The organism is Verrucomicrobium spinosum DSM 4136 = JCM 18804 (assembly GCF_000172155.1).
Taxonomy (GTDB): Bacteria; Verrucomicrobiota; Verrucomicrobiia; order Verrucomicrobiales; family Verrucomicrobiaceae; genus Verrucomicrobium; species Verrucomicrobium spinosum.
The window spans coordinates 4805036-4820845 of the sequence record NZ_ABIZ01000001.1; the positions used below are offsets into that span (position 1 = coordinate 4805036).

The 15810-nt window shown below is 62.5% G+C and carries 14 protein-coding genes; 2 read left to right on the forward strand and 12 right to left on the reverse strand.

Annotation, left to right across the window (positions count from 1 at the left end; translation table 11 throughout):
• Positions 1 to 93: 93 nt before the first annotated feature.
• From murG to VSP_RS19485, 11 genes are all read right to left on the reverse strand, one after another.
• Positions 94 to 1338 carry an undecaprenyldiphospho-muramoylpentapeptide beta-N-acetylglucosaminyltransferase gene (gene murG, locus VSP_RS19435; RefSeq protein WP_009962783.1) on the reverse strand — a complete coding sequence of 415 codons (1245 nt, stop codon included), beginning with the start codon at positions 1336 to 1338 and terminating at the stop codon, positions 94 to 96.
• Positions 1325 to 2494 carry an FtsW/RodA/SpoVE family cell cycle protein gene (locus VSP_RS36295; protein ID WP_009962784.1) on the reverse strand — a complete coding sequence of 390 codons (1170 nt, stop codon included), beginning with the start codon at positions 2492 to 2494 and terminating at the stop codon, positions 1325 to 1327. The genes murG and VSP_RS36295 overlap by 14 nt, the downstream gene beginning before the upstream one ends.
• A gap of 57 nt (positions 2495 to 2551) precedes the next feature.
• Positions 2552 to 3607 (reverse strand): LysM peptidoglycan-binding domain-containing protein, encoded by a 1056-nt coding sequence (locus tag VSP_RS19445; protein WP_009962785.1) that lies wholly within the window; start codon positions 3605 to 3607, stop codon positions 2552 to 2554.
• 21 nt (positions 3608 to 3628) lie between these two features.
• Positions 3629 to 5002: a UDP-N-acetylmuramoyl-L-alanine--D-glutamate ligase gene (gene murD / locus VSP_RS36300; protein ID WP_009962786.1), complete on the reverse strand. Its 1374-nt coding sequence runs from the start codon at positions 5000 to 5002 to the stop codon at positions 3629 to 3631.
• Between the two features lie 19 nt (positions 5003 to 5021).
• The gene (gene mraY / locus VSP_RS19455) at positions 5022 to 6161 is read right to left on the reverse strand and encodes a phospho-N-acetylmuramoyl-pentapeptide-transferase (protein ID WP_009962787.1); all 1140 of its coding nucleotides are present in this window, start codon (positions 6159 to 6161) and stop codon (positions 5022 to 5024) included.
• On the reverse strand, positions 6158 to 7531 hold the full coding sequence (locus VSP_RS19460; RefSeq protein ID WP_157210973.1) for a UDP-N-acetylmuramoyl-tripeptide--D-alanyl-D-alanine ligase: 1374 nt from the start codon (positions 7529 to 7531) through the stop codon (positions 6158 to 6160). The genes mraY and VSP_RS19460 overlap by 4 nt, the downstream gene beginning before the upstream one ends.
• Before the next feature lie 5 nt (positions 7532 to 7536).
• Positions 7537 to 9060: a UDP-N-acetylmuramoyl-L-alanyl-D-glutamate--2,6-diaminopimelate ligase gene (locus VSP_RS36305; RefSeq protein WP_009962791.1), complete on the reverse strand. Its 1524-nt coding sequence runs from the start codon at positions 9058 to 9060 to the stop codon at positions 7537 to 7539.
• Positions 9057 to 10982, reverse strand: a complete 1926-nt coding sequence (locus tag VSP_RS19470) for a peptidoglycan D,D-transpeptidase FtsI family protein (RefSeq protein WP_009962792.1) — start codon at positions 10980 to 10982, stop codon at positions 9057 to 9059. The genes VSP_RS36305 and VSP_RS19470 overlap by 4 nt, the downstream gene beginning before the upstream one ends.
• The gene (locus VSP_RS19475; RefSeq protein ID WP_009962793.1) at positions 10979 to 11401 is read right to left on the reverse strand and encodes a hypothetical protein; all 423 of its coding nucleotides are present in this window, start codon (positions 11399 to 11401) and stop codon (positions 10979 to 10981) included. The genes VSP_RS19470 and VSP_RS19475 overlap by 4 nt, the downstream gene beginning before the upstream one ends.
• Positions 11398 to 12393: a 16S rRNA (cytosine(1402)-N(4))-methyltransferase RsmH gene (gene rsmH / locus VSP_RS19480; RefSeq protein ID WP_009962795.1), complete on the reverse strand. Its 996-nt coding sequence runs from the start codon at positions 12391 to 12393 to the stop codon at positions 11398 to 11400. The genes VSP_RS19475 and rsmH overlap by 4 nt, the downstream gene beginning before the upstream one ends.
• A gap of 169 nt (positions 12394 to 12562) precedes the next feature.
• Complete coding sequence (locus VSP_RS19485; RefSeq protein ID WP_029190591.1) at positions 12563 to 13090, reverse strand: hypothetical protein; 528 nt, start codon at positions 13088 to 13090, stop codon at positions 12563 to 12565.
• A gap of 153 nt (positions 13091 to 13243) precedes the next feature.
• On the opposite strand from VSP_RS19485, the gene VSP_RS19490 reads away from it, so the two are divergent.
• Positions 13244 to 14473 (forward strand): cysteine desulfurase, encoded by a 1230-nt coding sequence (locus tag VSP_RS19490; RefSeq protein ID WP_009962799.1) that lies wholly within the window; start codon positions 13244 to 13246, stop codon positions 14471 to 14473.
• Between the two features lie 47 nt (positions 14474 to 14520).
• Entirely contained in the window at positions 14521 to 15018 is a 498-nt protein-coding gene (gene sufU / locus VSP_RS19495) for a Fe-S cluster assembly sulfur transfer protein SufU (RefSeq protein ID WP_009962800.1), read from the forward strand.
• 204 nt (positions 15019 to 15222) lie between these two features.
• Here the strand turns inward: sufU and VSP_RS42445 are convergent, their stop codons facing one another.
• Positions 15223 to 15810: a hypothetical protein gene (locus VSP_RS42445; protein WP_009962801.1), complete on the reverse strand. Its 588-nt coding sequence runs from the start codon at positions 15808 to 15810 to the stop codon at positions 15223 to 15225.

Consider the following 15810-nt stretch of genomic DNA (forward strand, 5'->3'; position numbering starts at 1 on the left):
ACGGCAGAGCAGACCGCTACGCCGCCCCTCGCCACCCAATCCCAATCCTGTTAATCCTCAAAAATCTTGTCAATCCTGTCTCAAGAAGGTCCCCTATTTCCCCACCGCCATCTCTTCGACGATGTTCGCGATTTCCTCGGCCGCACTGGCGTGGGAGATCGCCTGCGCCGCAGCCTTCATGTTGGCCGCCCGCTGCTCGTTGGTGGTGATCTCACGCACCACGCGGATCAGCTTCTCCGGAGACAAATCAAGCTCCGGCACCATGATGCCAGCCTTGGCCTCGTGGAAGATGCGGGCATTCAGCGTCTGGTGATCATCGGCCGCATAGGGGTAGGGCACCAGCAGGCTGGGCACCCCGAAGTACGCCAGCTCTGCCAGCGTGGAAGCGCCACTGCGGGCCAGGGCGATATCCGCGATTTTGTAGGCCAGCTCCATGCGGTGGCAGAACGCCGCGATGTGGGCATGCAGCTTGATCTCCTTGCCGTCGTAGGCGTCCGAGACTTCCTGGTAGTCTCCTGGACCCGTGATATGCAGCATCTGCACCCCCAGGGCATTCAGTTCGTCCAGGGTATGCGTCACGGCATTGTTCAGCCCGCGGGCACCCTGGCTGCCACCGATCACCAGCACCGTCTTGCGGCTGGGATCGAGACCAAAGAACGCGTAGGGATCCTCCTTCGTCTCCTCTGCCGCCCGACGGAGCGCGCTGCGCACGGGTGTCCCCACAATGCGGGTCTCCTTGTCCTTCGGGAAATATTGCGCACACTCCTGGAAACCCAGCAGCACCGTATCGCAGAACCTTGCGGTGAGCTTGTTGGCCTTGCCCGGGATGGCATTGGAATCGTGAATGAGCGTCTTGATCTTCGCGCGACGACCGGCCAGTACCGGGGCAAAGGAGGTGAAGCCCCCCATGCCCAGCACCACCTGCGTGTCGTGCTCACGGATCATTGCCTTGCACTGCTTGAGCCCGTTCCACACACCCAGCAGGAACTTGGGCATCTGTAGGGACAGCGGCTTGGGCATTGCCAGGAAAGGCATTTTTTCGAACCGCAGAGAAGCGTGCCCGCTCGAAGCCAGGGCATCGATCTTCTTCTCACTGATCAAAAGGATCACGTCATGTCCGCGGGCCTGCAACACCTCACCCACCGCAATGCCCGGGAACAAATGCCCCCCGGTGCCACCGCAGGCGATGATGATATGACGGCTCTTCCAGGGCGACTGGCTGGAAGTGGGCGTCGTGCTGCGGGATTTCGTTAGCGGCTTCGCGACGGCAGTCCCTTGAACGGCACTCTGAACAGGAGGGTTCTTGGACTTCTGGCGGTTTTTCTTATAGCGAGCCATGGGAGACCGCAGTCATACGACGACGCCGTATTTCCAGCAAGTCCTTCTTCCGTTCGTAAGGCGTTTGACGGTAGATGTTGATGAGAATTCCGATGCCAATCATGCGGAAAACAAGGCTCGATCCACCGTAGCTGACGAAAGGCAGCGGCAACCCCTTGTTGGGCAGCAGAGCCGTCGTCACCCCCATGTTCAACAAGGCTTCCAGCGCAATCGTGAGCGTGATGCCAAAGGCCAGCAGGCGGCTGAAACGGTCTGGTGCCCGGTGGGCGATGCTCATGCCTGCCGCGACGAGCAATGAGAAAGTGATCACGACAAAAAGTGTGCCGTACAGGCCGAGCTCCTCCCCTACCATGGGAAAAATGAAGTCCGTGTGAGCCTCCGGGAGGTAGAGCATTTTCTGCCGCCCGTTGCCCAAGCCCACGCCCTCCACACCGCCGGAGCCGAAAGCGATCAAAGCCCGCCACTGCTGCATGCCCAGCCCCTCTTTGTATTTCTCCAGATCCAGGAAGGCGAAGATACGCTCCACCCGGTTGGGCATGAACTTCACCACCCAGGCCAGTCCTGCCAGGCCAGCCCCCAGGACAGGGAGCAGGTACAGCAGGCGGGTGCCAGCCACAAACATCATGCCGCCCCCCAGTGCGCCGACCAGCGCCGCACTGCCCAGGTCCACCTCACCAGCGATCAGGGCGACGGTGACAAAGACCATGCACCCCGGCATGAGGAACCCCTGCTTGAACTCCCGGGTCAGCGGCTCATGCCGGGTGAACCACCCCGCCAGCAGGATGGCCACCGCCAGCTTCGCCAGCTCAGAGGGTTGCAAATTGGGCCCGCCAATGCCGAGACGCTTCAGGCTGATCCAGCGGGCGGCCCCGTTCACCTCGTCGGCAAAGAAGGGCACATAGCACAGCAGGAGCGCCACCACCGTCACGCCAAAAATCTTCCACCGCAGGCGGTACAGTCGCGGATAGGCGATGAACGCCATGACCCCTGCCGCCAGCACCCCCAGGCCCAGACGAATGATCTGGCTGCGCAGCGTGAAATACGCCTCCCCACTGGTCTCATCCAAAAAGTAGCTCGTGCTGGCCAGCATGACCAGGCCGAGCGCGCTCAGCATGCTGACGGCAAAGACGAGAACGTAAACACTGGCTCGACCCATGAAAAAAGGAAAGGGAGGGAATGAAAGGGGCGCCTTTTTGGGCGCCCCGCAGATGGTTTATTTGGCTGGAATCTTGATCATCATGCCCTTCTTCAGGCGGCTGGGATTCGTTCCCGGGTTTGCCTTGATGAGATCATTGACGTTGATCCCATTCTTCCGGGCGATTGAGTAGAAGGTGTCCCCCCCCTTGATCTCGTAGGAGCGGCCACCGCCCGTCGCCGCTGTGGGTGCGGGCTTCTCTTTCGCCGTCGCTGCCACCACAGGTGTCGCCTTCGGAGCAGGCTTTTCCTTGGGCGGGGCTTCCTGCAACTTCACAGGCGAGACTGGGGTGGCCTTCTGGGTGGAGCCACCTGAACCTGCTTTGCCAGCAGGCGGGGAATCTTCCAGCTTGGCCACACGAGCATCTGCGGGAGGCGCGTCCTGCAGAGTCACCGGCTTGGCCTTGATAAGGGTCGGCGCGGGATGGGATTCACCAGACTTGCTCTTCGTACCAGCGGACTCCCCCACCACAGCTGCCTTGAAGGACTCCGGCTGCCCTTTGCCAGCTTTGCCACTGACTTCTTTGGCAGCAGCCACGGTCGTTTCGCGGCTGGTCTGACCCGATGTCAGAGCCACTGCCGCCGCAGGAGCAGGCACCTCATCGGCCACTTCCTTGCGCAGCGGGAGTTGGAGACGGCGGCTCACATAGAGCTCACCATTCTGATCCAACTGGTTCAGGCGGATGATTTCCTCAGTGGTCGCCCCGGTCGCATCTGCGATGGACTGGACCGTGTCACCCGAGCGCACTTGATACTCGGAAAGCTCACTGCGCTTCACCAAGGATCCGGTGCTCGTTTCCGTCGTATCGCCAGGGAGAGCAGGCGCAGCCTTGCCCATGCTTGCGGCCACCGAGACCTTGGGCCGGTCAGAGACAATATTGTACAGCACGATGGCCCCAATCAGAAACACATGGAGCAGCAGCAGAAACACAAACACGCGGCCCAGGTTGCCGCTCTGCTCACGCTCCGTCCAATCCGCCTGATCCCCGTTCTCCACCGCAGACACATAATGCCTGCGGAAGCTTTCTGACGCAAAGAGGCGCCGCGTGGGTGAGAGGTTGGATTTATCATTCATAAGCGTCGCTCCTCGCGGAGTTTAATTCAAAACGGGGGTGGGCAAATTCAAAACTGCATCCCGGAACACGTTGCCGCGCTCTGCATAGCCGCTGAACATGTCAAAGGAGGAAGTTCCGGGTGAGAATACGATGGACTGTCGCGGCGCGGCGAGCTGGGTGGCGATTTCCACTGCGGCCACCACACTGGGAGCCTGCCGACAGGGCACCAGGTCCGAGAACAGGGCACTCAATTTGTCGGCAATCTCTCCTATGGTTACCAGAGCAGTCACCTTCTCTGTAATTAAGCTTCGGAAAGGTGAATAATCAAGACCCTTCTCCTTTCCGCCTGCAATTAGTACCACAGGCGCGTCCTGAGATTTCAGACAAGTTTCCAGGGCATGCAGGTTCGTCGCCTTGGAATCGTTGATATACGAGCGGCCATTCACCACGCTGACGACCTCGCAGCGGTGCCGCGCCGGCTCATAGCCACTCAGGCCCTCCAGCATGTCTTCGAAGGCCAGCCCCATCACCCAGCCGGCCGCCAGGGCCGCCATCTGGTTTTCAATGTTGTGGCGCTCATGCAGCGGCAGGTCTGAGACCCGGGCAATCTTCTCCCCGCGGAAGAGGATACGGTCATGGTAGAGCATGAAATCCGCCTCCACATCTGGCTCCGTGGTGAAGGTCACCACCCGCGGCTGGAGTTCCCCCAGAGGTTCCCCCGCCCGGATGATGGCCACATCATTGGGCGTCATGTAGTCAAAAATCCGCTTCTTAGCGGCAAAGTAAGCCTCATTGTCAGGGTAGCGATCCAGATGATCCGGCGCGAAGTTCAGCCACACCGCCACCCGCGGGCGGAAGCTGGTGATGGTCTCCAGCTGGAAGGAGCTGACCTCCACCGTGAGCAGATCATACGTCTCCCCGCTCACCGCCACCTCGCTCAGAGCATGGCCGTAGTTCCCACAGGCAATGGTCCGGTGACCGCAGCCGTTGAACATCCGCTCCATCAGCTCTGTCGTGGTCGTCTTCCCGTTGGTGCCCGTGATGGCCACTGTCGGGACCTCCTTGATAGGCCTCCAGGCAAACTCGATCTCCCCCATCAGCGGCACGCCCGCATCGGTGAAGGTCTTGGGCAGGGGCCAGCCCGCATCAAGCCCGGGGCTCGTCACCACCAGGCTGAACGCCGTCTCCGCCACCGCCGCCCGCGCCGCCTCAATGCCCAGGCGACAGTCGATGCCCTCATCCACGATGGCCTGCACGGCCTTCTGGAGCTTTACCGGATCCCCTTCATCGAAGACCACTGGCACCGCGCCCAGTTGGCGAGCCAGACGGGCAGCGCCAAGTCCGCTGCGGCCGGCACCGAGGATGGCTACATGCTGATTGGCAAGGTCGAGGTCGAGGTTGGAACGTGGGTCCATGGGTGGGAGAGGCCGTGAATCAACGCAGTTTGAGAGTCGCCAGGCCCACGAGGGCCAGAATTAACGACAGCATCCAAAAACGTACCACAACCTGGCTCTCCTGCCATCCTCCGAGTTCAAAATGGTGATGGATGGGGGCCATGCGGAAAATACGAACCTTGCGCAGCTTGAAGCTGGCCACCTGGAGCATCACAGAACCTGCCTCCATGACGAAGACGCCGCCCACGATGAGGAGGATCAACTCCTGCTTGCAGCCGATCGCCAGGGTGGGGATCGCCCCGCCCAGAGCCAGGGAGCCCGTATCGCCCATAAACATGCGCGCTGGTTGACAGTTGAACCACAGGAATCCGAAACACGCCCCCACCAGGGCCATGGCCACGATGGTGAGTTCATCCGCCATGTGGAAGTACGGGATGAGCAAAAACTTGGCAAAGTTCACATTGCTCGCCAGGTAGCAGAATCCCGCATAGGCCAGCCCCGTGCTGATGGAGCACCCCGTCGCCAGGCCATCCAGACCATCCGTGAGGTTCACCGCATTGGAGAAGCCCACGATCATCAGCGAGAAGAAGATCACCGCGAAGAAGCCCATGTCCAGGATGAGCGGCTCCTTGAAGAACGGGATGTAGAGGCTGCGATACGTCACCACCTGGTTGTCATAGGTCACCCCGCCCGGCAGCCCGTAGGCAAAGATCCATGAGACGGTGATCGCCACGGCGAACTGCCAGACCAGCTTGGTTTTGGCGCTCACGCCCTTGGAGTTTTTCCGCGCAACTTTCTCATAGTCGTCCCAGAAGCCCAGCAGACCGAGTGCCAGCGTGGTGCCCAGCACCATCCACACGATCGGGTTCCCCCAGTCCGTCCAGAGCAGGACGGAGAGAGTGAAGGTGGCCAGCATCATGACCCCGCCCATGGTGGGCGTACCTGCCTTCTTCCCGTGCAGGTCGAAGAGCTTCTGCACCTCCTCCTTGGAGCGGATGGGCTGCCCCACTTTCAGGGAGATGAGCTTCCGGATGACGCGCTCTCCAAACATAAGGGAGAGCACAAACGCCGTCAGACACGCCCCACCGGCGCGGAAGGTGTGATAGTGCAGGAGGTTGAGCAGGGAGGAGAGCAGCGTGTCTCCAACGGAGTTCCGAAATTCAGCGAGCCAGTGTATCATGATGCCGGGTTGTCGAGGTGTGTGAGCACTTGCTCCATGGCAGCAGAACGGCTTCCTTTCAACAAAACCGCGTCACCTTCGTGCAACCATTCGGTGAGGCAGGCGGCAACGGCGGCATGCGATGAGAAATTTCTATAGTCTCCCGATCCACCCGACTTCTCCGCCTGACTCGTGATGAGGGCGGCTTCTTCACCCACACTAAAGACAGCGTCCACTCCCAGCTCAGCAGCATACCCCCCCACCTCCCGGTGGCTGGACTCTGCGTGCGGCCCCAGTTCCCCCATCCGGCCCAGTACAGCCACCCGACGACCGGGAATCTGTAGCGCCGCCAGCGTCTTCAGCCCCGCCCGCATGGAGTCGGGATTCGCATTGTAGGAGTCATCCAGCACGGTGACCCCGCGCCAGAATTTCACCTGCACCCGCCCTTTGGTCAGCTGCACCTCGCCCAACGCTGCGGCGATGTCCTGCGGTACCACGCCAAAGTGCCAGCCCACGGCCGCGGCGAGCGCGGCATTGCCCACCATGTGCTCCCCGGGCACGGGCAGGTGCACAGCCACCACCACACGACCGTCAAAGTTCAGACTGAAGAAGGAGCCCCGGGCACCACTCTCCGTGAGCGTGGCCACCACATCCCCTTCCCCCACCCCAGCCAGGACGACGCGCGCATGACTGCGGGCAGCGATGGAGGAGGAAAAGTCATCATTGGCATTGAGCACCACCACGCCACCGTGCGGCACGGCTGCAGCCAGCGTGCCCTTTTCCTGGGCGATCCCCTCGCGGGACCCCATGTACTCGATGTGGGCCACGCCGATGTTCGTGATGATGGCCGCATCCGGACGGGCGATCCCCGCCAGCACGGCGATCTCACCATGGTGGTTCATCCCCATCTCCAGCACCGCGCAGTTGTCCCCCTCCTCCATGCGAAGGATGGTCAGCGGCAGCCCGATGTGGTTGTTAAAGTTCCCCAGCGTGGCACACACCTGGTACTTCTTCCGCAACACCGCAGCGACGAGGTCCTTCGTGGACGTCTTGCCGTTGCTGCCCGTGATGCCGATCACGAGCGGGTTCAAGAGTTCGCGGTAAGCACGCGCGAGTTGCTGGAGCGCCAGCAGCGTGTCCGGCACCTCGATGACACCGCAGCCCAGCGCTTCCACGTTCTCTGGCAGCCGGCTGACAATGACCGCCGCCGCACCGGCCTGGGCCACCTGCGGGACAAAGTCATGCGCGTCAAACTTCTCCCCCACCAGGGCCACAAACAGCTCCCCCGGCTGGATTTTCCGGGAGTCCGTATTGACGCTGGTACAGGTCACAGCGGGATCACCATGGACCAGGCGACCGCCGCTGTACGAGGCAATGGTTTCGAGAGTCAACGCCTTCACTGACGGTCATCCCTCCTTTGGCGTGCCTCCAGCCGCTTTTCACCCTTGATGCGGATTTCGATGTCCACCAGCTGGCGGGCCACCCTGCGGTCGTCAAAGGGATGCTTCACCCCCTGCACATCCTGGTAGGGCTCATGCCCCTTGCCAGCGATGACGACAATGTCCCCTTCCCGCGCCCCTTTGATGGCGGTGTGAATGGCCTCCTTGCGGTCGGCAATGAGGGCGTGGGCGGAGCGGGTGAACCCCTTGCGGGCGTCGTCCATGATCGCCTGAGGGTCCTCCGTGCGTGGATTGTCGCTGGTGAGGATGCTGATGTCGCTGTGCTCCTCCACCGCGCGTGCCATGAGCGGCCGCTTCAGACGGTCGCGATCACCCCCACAGCCAAAGACCGTGATGATCCGCTCCGGGCGTAGCGCCCGTGCCGTGGACAGGGCATTGACCAGGCCGTCCGGCGTGTGCGCATAGTCCACAAAGACGTGGAAAGAGTGATTGTCCGGCGTGACACGCTCCATCCGCCCCGGGATCTGGGGGGAGGACTGCATCGCCTTCACCGTATCGCGCAGATTGCAGCCCATGCCATGGGCCGCAGCCAGAGCCGCCAGGGAGTTGTACACGTTGAACTGGCCGATCTGCGGGATGCGCACCAGCAGGGAGCGCCCCTTGTGCTCCAGCTCGAAGCTGGTGCCAGTGAGATCATAGCGGGGGTTCACCGCACGATAGTCGGCCGCCACACCCAGACCATAGGTGACCAGGCCGGGGTGCTCCTTGTGCGCATCCACCAGACGACGACCCCAGATGTCGTCCACATTGATGACGAGCTTGCCACTGCGGGAGGCCGCCGTGGAGGAGAAGAGCTTCGACTTCGCCTTGAAGTACTCCTCCATCGTCCCGTGGTAGTCCAGGTGGTCCTGGCTGAGATTCGTGAAGACTGCTGCGGCAAAGGGCACGCCGTGGGTGCGGTGCTGGTCAATGGCGTGCGAGGAAACTTCCATCGCCACCGCCACGCAGCCGCGGTCACGCATTTCGGAAAGCAGCCCCTGCAGCTCCAGTGACTCCGGCGTGGTGTGCGTGGCAGGCTTCAGATCCCCACCCACGTCATACACCACCGTGCCCAGCAGTCCGCAGCGACGATGCGCGTGATTCAACAGGTGATGCAGCAGAAAGGCGGTGGTGGTTTTGCCATTGGTACCCGTCACGCCGCCCACAGCCATGCTCCGGGCAGGGTGCCCCTTGTAGGCTGCCGCCATCTCGGCCAGCGCCACGCGTGCATTCTTCACATGCAGCCAGGTCACGCTGCAGTCTTCCGGCGGAGCAGTCTCGGCCACAATGGCCACCGCCCCCTCAGCCAGGGCCTTGGGGATGAAGTCATGCCCGTCCGATTTCACACCCCGCAGGGCAAAGAACACAAAGCCAGGCTTCACCAGGCGGGAGTCATAGGCCAGGCCGGCCACTTCCACGTCCAGGCCACCGCTGATGACCGGTTTATCCAGACCCTCGATAAGATCGCGCAAAATGGTCATTGGGCACCTCCGTTGCTCAGCGGGGATAACTCCCGCTGGACGGCATGAGCGACCGCCATGGTATGAAGACTTTGTTTCATGAGTTGTGAAAAGATGGGTGCAGCCAGCTTGCCGCCGTAGAGTTCTTCCGGGGCGCCATGAGGGTCATCCACCACGATGATGGCACAGAGCTCGGGCTTGTCCGCCGGGGCGAACCCGGCAAAGGAAACACAATAGTGCCCGTCCTCATAGCCGCGGCCGTCCTCCCGGCGACGCTGGGAGGTGCCGGTCTTCCCCGCCACGATAATGTCCTCGATCCCCGCCTGCTTGCCGGTGCCCTTCTGGCCCTGCACGACCTCGATCATGGCCTGCCGCATCTGCTCAGCGGTACGCGGGGTGCACACCTGCCGCACCACTTCCGGCTTCAACCGGCGGATCACGTTGCCCTTCTCATCCTTCACTTCCTTGATGAGCTGGGGCTTCATGAGATTACCGCCGTTGGCAATCACGCCCACCGCCATCGTCATCTGCAGCGGGGTCACCGTGACGGCGTGCCCCATGGCCATGCGGGAGAAGGTCAGCCCGTCCCAGGCTTTGCGCGGCCACACCGTGCCGGTAATTTCGCCCGTCAGTTCAATGCCGGTCCGCTGGCCGAAGCCGAAGTTCCTCACATACTCAAGGTACTTGTCATCGCCCAACCGCAGCGCCAGCAGATACGCCGCCCGGTTGCTGCTCTGTGCAAAGGCGTTCAGCACCGTCACCGGCCCGTTCACGTGATCCTTGATTCGCTGGGAGGCGAAGACCTTCAGACTGGGATCCACGTTGATCGTCTCACCCAGCCCGACCACCTTGCGATCCAGAGCCCCGGTGTAAGCCACGACCTTGAAGACGGAGCCCGGCTCATACTGCGCACTCACCGCGGGATTGGCGATGATGCCCTTCATCGTCTCACGATCAATGTGCGGACGGCTGGCCATCGCCAGCACCGCCCCGGACTTGGGCTCGATCAAGACGGAAGTGATCCGCTTGGGCTTGTACTGCATGAACGCCTGCTCCAGCACCTGTTCCATCGTGTCCTGCAGATGCATGTCGATGGTCAGCGTCACTTCATGACCATGTCGGGGCTCCTCCCCCTCACCGCGGAAGGAGGTGATCTCGCGTCCCTTTCGGTCCTTCTCGATCCACTGGAAGCCATCCGTACCGGTCAGCTCCGTGTTGAGCACCGCCTCCACCCCCTCGCGCCCGATCTGGATGTGCTTCTCCCGCTTGCGCCCCCCCGGGCCATCCTCCTCCAGCACGGTCTTTTCATTCACATAACCCAGCACATGGGTCAGGCGCTCTTCGCTCGGGTAGAAGCGCCGCACGCTTGAGCGCAGGCTGATGGCGTAGATGTTCCCCTCTTTGAGCCGCACCTTCCAGATGTCAGCGGTCTCAGTGGGCAGCCCCTTGATGAGGGGAAACTCGATGCGCTTCTCATCGGCCATCTGCAGGGCCAGATCGGCCGGCACCGGCTCACCTGTTTCATTCAACGTGGCGGTGACCACCGTCGTGACGTGCTCGCGATACTGGGAAATCACGTCCTCGGGCTTCATGCCGTTCACCACTTCAGTGAGCGGTCGCTTCAGAAGCCGCGCCAGCCGGGTGCGCACATCATTGAGATCCCGCAGGTGCTGCGTGTTCACCCAGACCTCATGCACCAGCTTGTCATGAGCCAGCAGCTCGCCATTGCTGTCGCGAATGACCCCGCGCATGGCTGGCAGCACCACACGCTGCTTCAGCATGCCCTCACCCCGGCGCGCCCACACGTCATGATCCACCGCCTGCAGCCCGTACAACCGGAACGCCACCCCGCCAAAGGCGGCCAGCAGCAGCACCAGCATCACCGCGATGCGGTGGGGCACCCATCGGTTCACATCGTGCGTTGGGGAGTCAGGAGCGTTCATCGGCGCAGCGGTTTGCCTGTGGCAGGCGTGATTTCTGGGTCGGCGGGAAAAGGAGTGACAGGTTCAGCAACAGGGATGGCCGCAGGGACATGGTCCGGCGCGGGGGGAACCTTGATGATGCTCTCGGGCTGGATGTTTTTCAACCTGGAGCGCTGACTTGTGAGACGATCCGTCAGGTTTTTTCGGGAGAGTGCCTCCCCCACCTTCATGTCCAGGGTGCGAATCTCCTGCTCCAGAGCCGAGATTTCCCGCTCCACCTGCTCCTGCTGGCGGCCGATCGCGTAGGTCCGGTTCTTCGTAAAAATATGCAGCAGCGCCGCCGTGCCCACGGAGATGGCGATCACCACGAGCAGGAAAGCCACCCCGGAACGCCGTGGTGTGGCGCGATTTCGAGGGAGGCTGAGCTCGGGTTCTTTCATTGGGGCAGTTTTTCGGCGGTGCGGAGTTTGGCGCTGCGGGAACGGGGGTTGCGTTTGACCTCCTCGTCTGTGGCCTCCTGGGGCTTGCGGTGCAGCAGCCTCAGGCAATGCTCCGGATTGCGGCGGGGCTCCGGCCACTCCGGGCGGTCCAGCCACTCCGTGGAAAGACGCTGGAAAGCCTGCTTCACCATGCGGTCCTCCAGCGAGTGGAAGGAAATAACCGCCAGCCTGCCTCCCGGCTTCAGCCAGGCGGGTGCCGCATGCAGAAAGTCCGCCAGTGCCGCCAGCTCGTCATTGACCGCGATGCGCAGCCCCTGAAACGTGAGCGTGGCGGGATGGGTCTTGCCCCGGCGGGGAATCACGCCCGCAATGGCCGAGGCCAGGTCCGACGTGGTGGTGAAAGGCCTCTGCTCCCGGCGCTGCACCAGGGCCCGCACAATGCGGCGCGACTGGCGCTCCTCGCCATACTCCCACAGGATGCGCTCCAGCTCCGCCGGCTCATCCTCATTCACCAGATCCGCCGCCGTACGGCCGCCCCCGGTGTTCATCCGCATGTCCAGCGGTCCCTCATGCATGAAGGAGAACCCACGGGAGGCCACATCCAGTTGGTACGAGGAAACTCCCAGGTCCACCAGAAGCCCATCCAGCGCCGTGATGCCCAGCGCTTGCAGCACCGCGGGAAAGTCGCGAAAGTTCGACTGCACACTCCGGAACTGGCCCGTGGCGGCATACGCTTTGAGCCGCTCCCCCGCGTGGCTCAAGGCATCGGTGTCCTGATCCAGGCCAATGACCTCCGCTCCAGCCTGCAGCAACAGGGAAGTGTGCCCCCCGCCTCCCAGTGTGCCATCCAGGATGACCTTGCCAGGCGCTGGAGCAAGAGCCGCCACCACCTCAGCCGGCAGCACTGGCAAATGGTAACCCGTGCCTCCGCCTGCGTCTGCTCCGGTGGGGGAGGCGTCGGCGATGGGAGAAGAACTGGGCTGGGCGGTCATTGAAACGTCAGTTGGGAGCCAAATGGCGAAAAAAGCCCCGTCGCTTAACGTCTCTTAGATATCAGGACTTGGCCAATTTGGCAATGACGGATAATGCCCCTTCTTGACCGGATTTCGACCGGAAATGCAGGAACTTTTTGCCCCCCACCCCGGAGGGAGCCGCGCCAGCTCAGAATCCGGGCAGCGGATTGATCCTGGCCCGCTCAGGTGCCGTCAGTGGCGCGTCAGCCTTCCTGAGATAAGCCGCACGATTTTCCGTCAACCACTCGCGGGTCATAATCCGGAGTTCCGTCACGGTCATCCCGGCTTTTGCGCCAGGGATCTCCCCCATCGCCGCCAGACGGGTCCGGTCACTGGAGAGACGATACTCATTGGCCCCCAGCTTGAGGGAGCCGCTCCAGGGGCCCTCACCGGCATTCGCCGCCACCAGGGACTCCACCTCGTTGGCCAGCATCTTCACCTTGCGGTAGCTGATCTGCCACGCCTTGCTCTCCCGGTACTCAATGATGACCGTGACCCCGGACTTGCTGAAGACCAGGGACTCGGGATCACTGGCCGCCAGGATGGCCGACCGACGCTCGATCACAGGGCCATAGCGCTCCATGCACTGCTCCACCGTCTCCCCCAGTCTCGCCTCCGCGACCGTGGCGAACGACGTGGTGGCAAGGAACAGCAGGGCGCAGAGCTTCAGCTTCATTGAGATCATCCGTAAGTGAAACGCCCCCAGTCTGTCAAGGTTGCGCAACCGGGCAATCTTGTTTCCCCATCTGCCCCTGCCCAGCAGAGTACAGATGGTGCTTTTTCCCGGGTTCCGTCTTGTGTCTTGTGTCTTCTGGTCTTGTGTCTCTCCATGACATCAGACAGCGTCAACTGGGAGGCCGTGCGGGCCGATTTCCCCATCTTGCACCAGGAGGTGCGGGGGAATCCGCTCATCTATTTCGACAGCGCCGCCAGCTCCCAGAAACCGCGGCAGGTCATTGATGCCCTCAGCCGCTATTATGAGCACGATAACGCGAACGTGCACCGTGGGCTCCATGAGCTGAGCTCCCGTGCCACCGATGCCTTCGAAGCCGCCCGCAGCAAGGTCGCCAAGTTCCTGAACGCCGCCAGCGCGGATGAGATCATCTTTACCCGCGGCACCACAGAGGGCATCAACCTCGTGGCCCAGGCCTATGGCACCCGCTACGTGAAGGAGGGGGACGTGGTCCTGCTCACGGAGATGGAGCACCACAGCAACCTCGTACCCTGGCAACTGCTGGCCGAGCGCACCAGCGCCACCCTGCGCTTTGTCCCCGTGCTGGAAGACGGCACCCTGGACCTGGGCAAGCTGCCCGAGCTGCTCACGCCCGAGGTGAAGATCTTCTCCTTCACCCATATCTCAAACTCGCTGGGCACCGTCAACCCAGTGGCAGATCTGTGCCGTGCCGCCCGTGCGGTGGGAGCCCTCTCCGTAGTGGACGCCGCCCAGAGCGCCGGGCACCTGCCCGTGGACGTGCAGGCTCTCGGTTGCGACTTCCTCGCCCTCTCCGGGCATAAGATGTGCGCCCCCACCGGCATCGGTGCCCTCTACGGTCGGGCCGAGGTTTTGGAGAAAACCCCTCCCTACCATGGCGGCGGGGAGATGATCGTCAGCGTCTCGCTGCACAAGAGCACCTATAAAGAGGCCCCGCACCGGTTTGAAGCAGGCACCCCCAACATCGCAGGTGCCGTGGGACTCGGCGCCGCCGTGGACTACCTGGAGAGCATCGGCCGGCAGAACATCGCGGAGCACGATAGCACCCTCGTCAGCTATGCCCAGCAGCGCATGGAGGCAGACGTGCCCGGCATCCGCATCATCGGCCCCCGTGATCGCAGCGGGCTCGTCGGGTTTGTCATGGAGTCCGCGCATCCGCATGATCTCACCACCTATGCCGACCGCTACGGCCTCGCCCTCCGCGGCGGGCATCATTGCAACCAGCCCCTCATGAAGAAGTTCAGGCTGCCCGGCACCTCCCGCGCCAGCTTCTACTTCTACAACACCAAGGAGGAGATCGATCGCATGATCACCATCCTCCAGGAGGCCGCCCGATTCTTCAGTTGATCGAAGCCGATCCGCGGATTCCTTCTCTTCCTTTCTCTCCTCCCTCCATGATCCCCAACTCCGACCTTGAAGAACTCTACCAGCAGGTGCTGCTGGACCACTCCCGGCGCCCGCGCAACTTCGGTGAGCTGACCGAGGCCGACGCCACCGAGGCAGGCGAGAAGGTGGTCAAGGTTCAAGGTGACAACCCCTCCTGTGGCGACGAGATCGTGGTCTCCGTGAAACTGGCGGACACCGGACTCAAGCTGGCCGACATCAAGTTCACCGGTCAAGGCTGCGCCATCAGCCAGGCCTCCGCCTCGCTCATGACGATCAAGACCAAGGGCCGCAGCCGGGCCGAGGTGGAAGAACTCATCGCCGCCTTTCACGACCTCATCACCAAGCAGACGGAGAATCCGCCAGACATCCTCGGTGATCTGCAACTCCTCCAAGGCGTCTGGCGCTTCCCCCAGCGCGTGAAATGCGCCACCCTCGCCTGGCGCGCCCTCGAGCAAGCCCTGCGAGAAGGCTCTGCGGGCGTCGTGACGACTGAGGTCGAAGGGTAGCAGGAGCCCCGCGCACCCGCGCATGGGGGAGCGCACGCATCCTGCGTGCCCCCTTCTGCATCCTGCGGAAGGGCCCGCCCGGTGAAGCAGCGATCAACCTACGCTGCAACACCTTGAGCGCGCCGCCCCCCGCGCATCCGGGCATTTGCCATTAGGGGGGGAGCACAGGCGACTGGTCTGCTGCAAGGTCAGCTCGCCCGAAGCTCAGTAGCACTCGAACCCGATGCCGGAGGCATCAAAGCCATTAGACGCCATGAGGTTGAAGGAGCGTAGCGACTGACACCTCCGGAAGATGAAGATGAGTATTGCATCCCGGAGCGGATGCCAGCGACGTCCCTTTGCCTGCGCAGGTTGCAGTTCAACCTTGGGATCGGGGGGAGAAAGGAAATCAGGTGTGGAGGCCGCAACCTCCCTCTCCCTCCCCGCCATCATCACCACCCCCACGACCGTCACCCGAGTCCTCCCACGCCACCAAGAGCCGGGACGACTCTTCCACCTTCCCTTCGGCGAAGTTTCGTAGTTTCCTGCACCCACTTCCACCACATCACGCCGCCTGACGTCCCCGGCAAGATGCCGGGAACTGCACGCAAGATGCGTGCGCTCCCCACCATCCCACCATCCCACCATCCCACCATCCCACCATCCCACCATCCCACCATCCCACCATCCCACCATCCCACCACTCCACCACTCCACCACTCCACCACTCCACCACTCCACCACTCCACCACTCCACCACTCCACCACTCCACCACTCCACCACTCCACCACTCCACCACTCCACCACTCCAT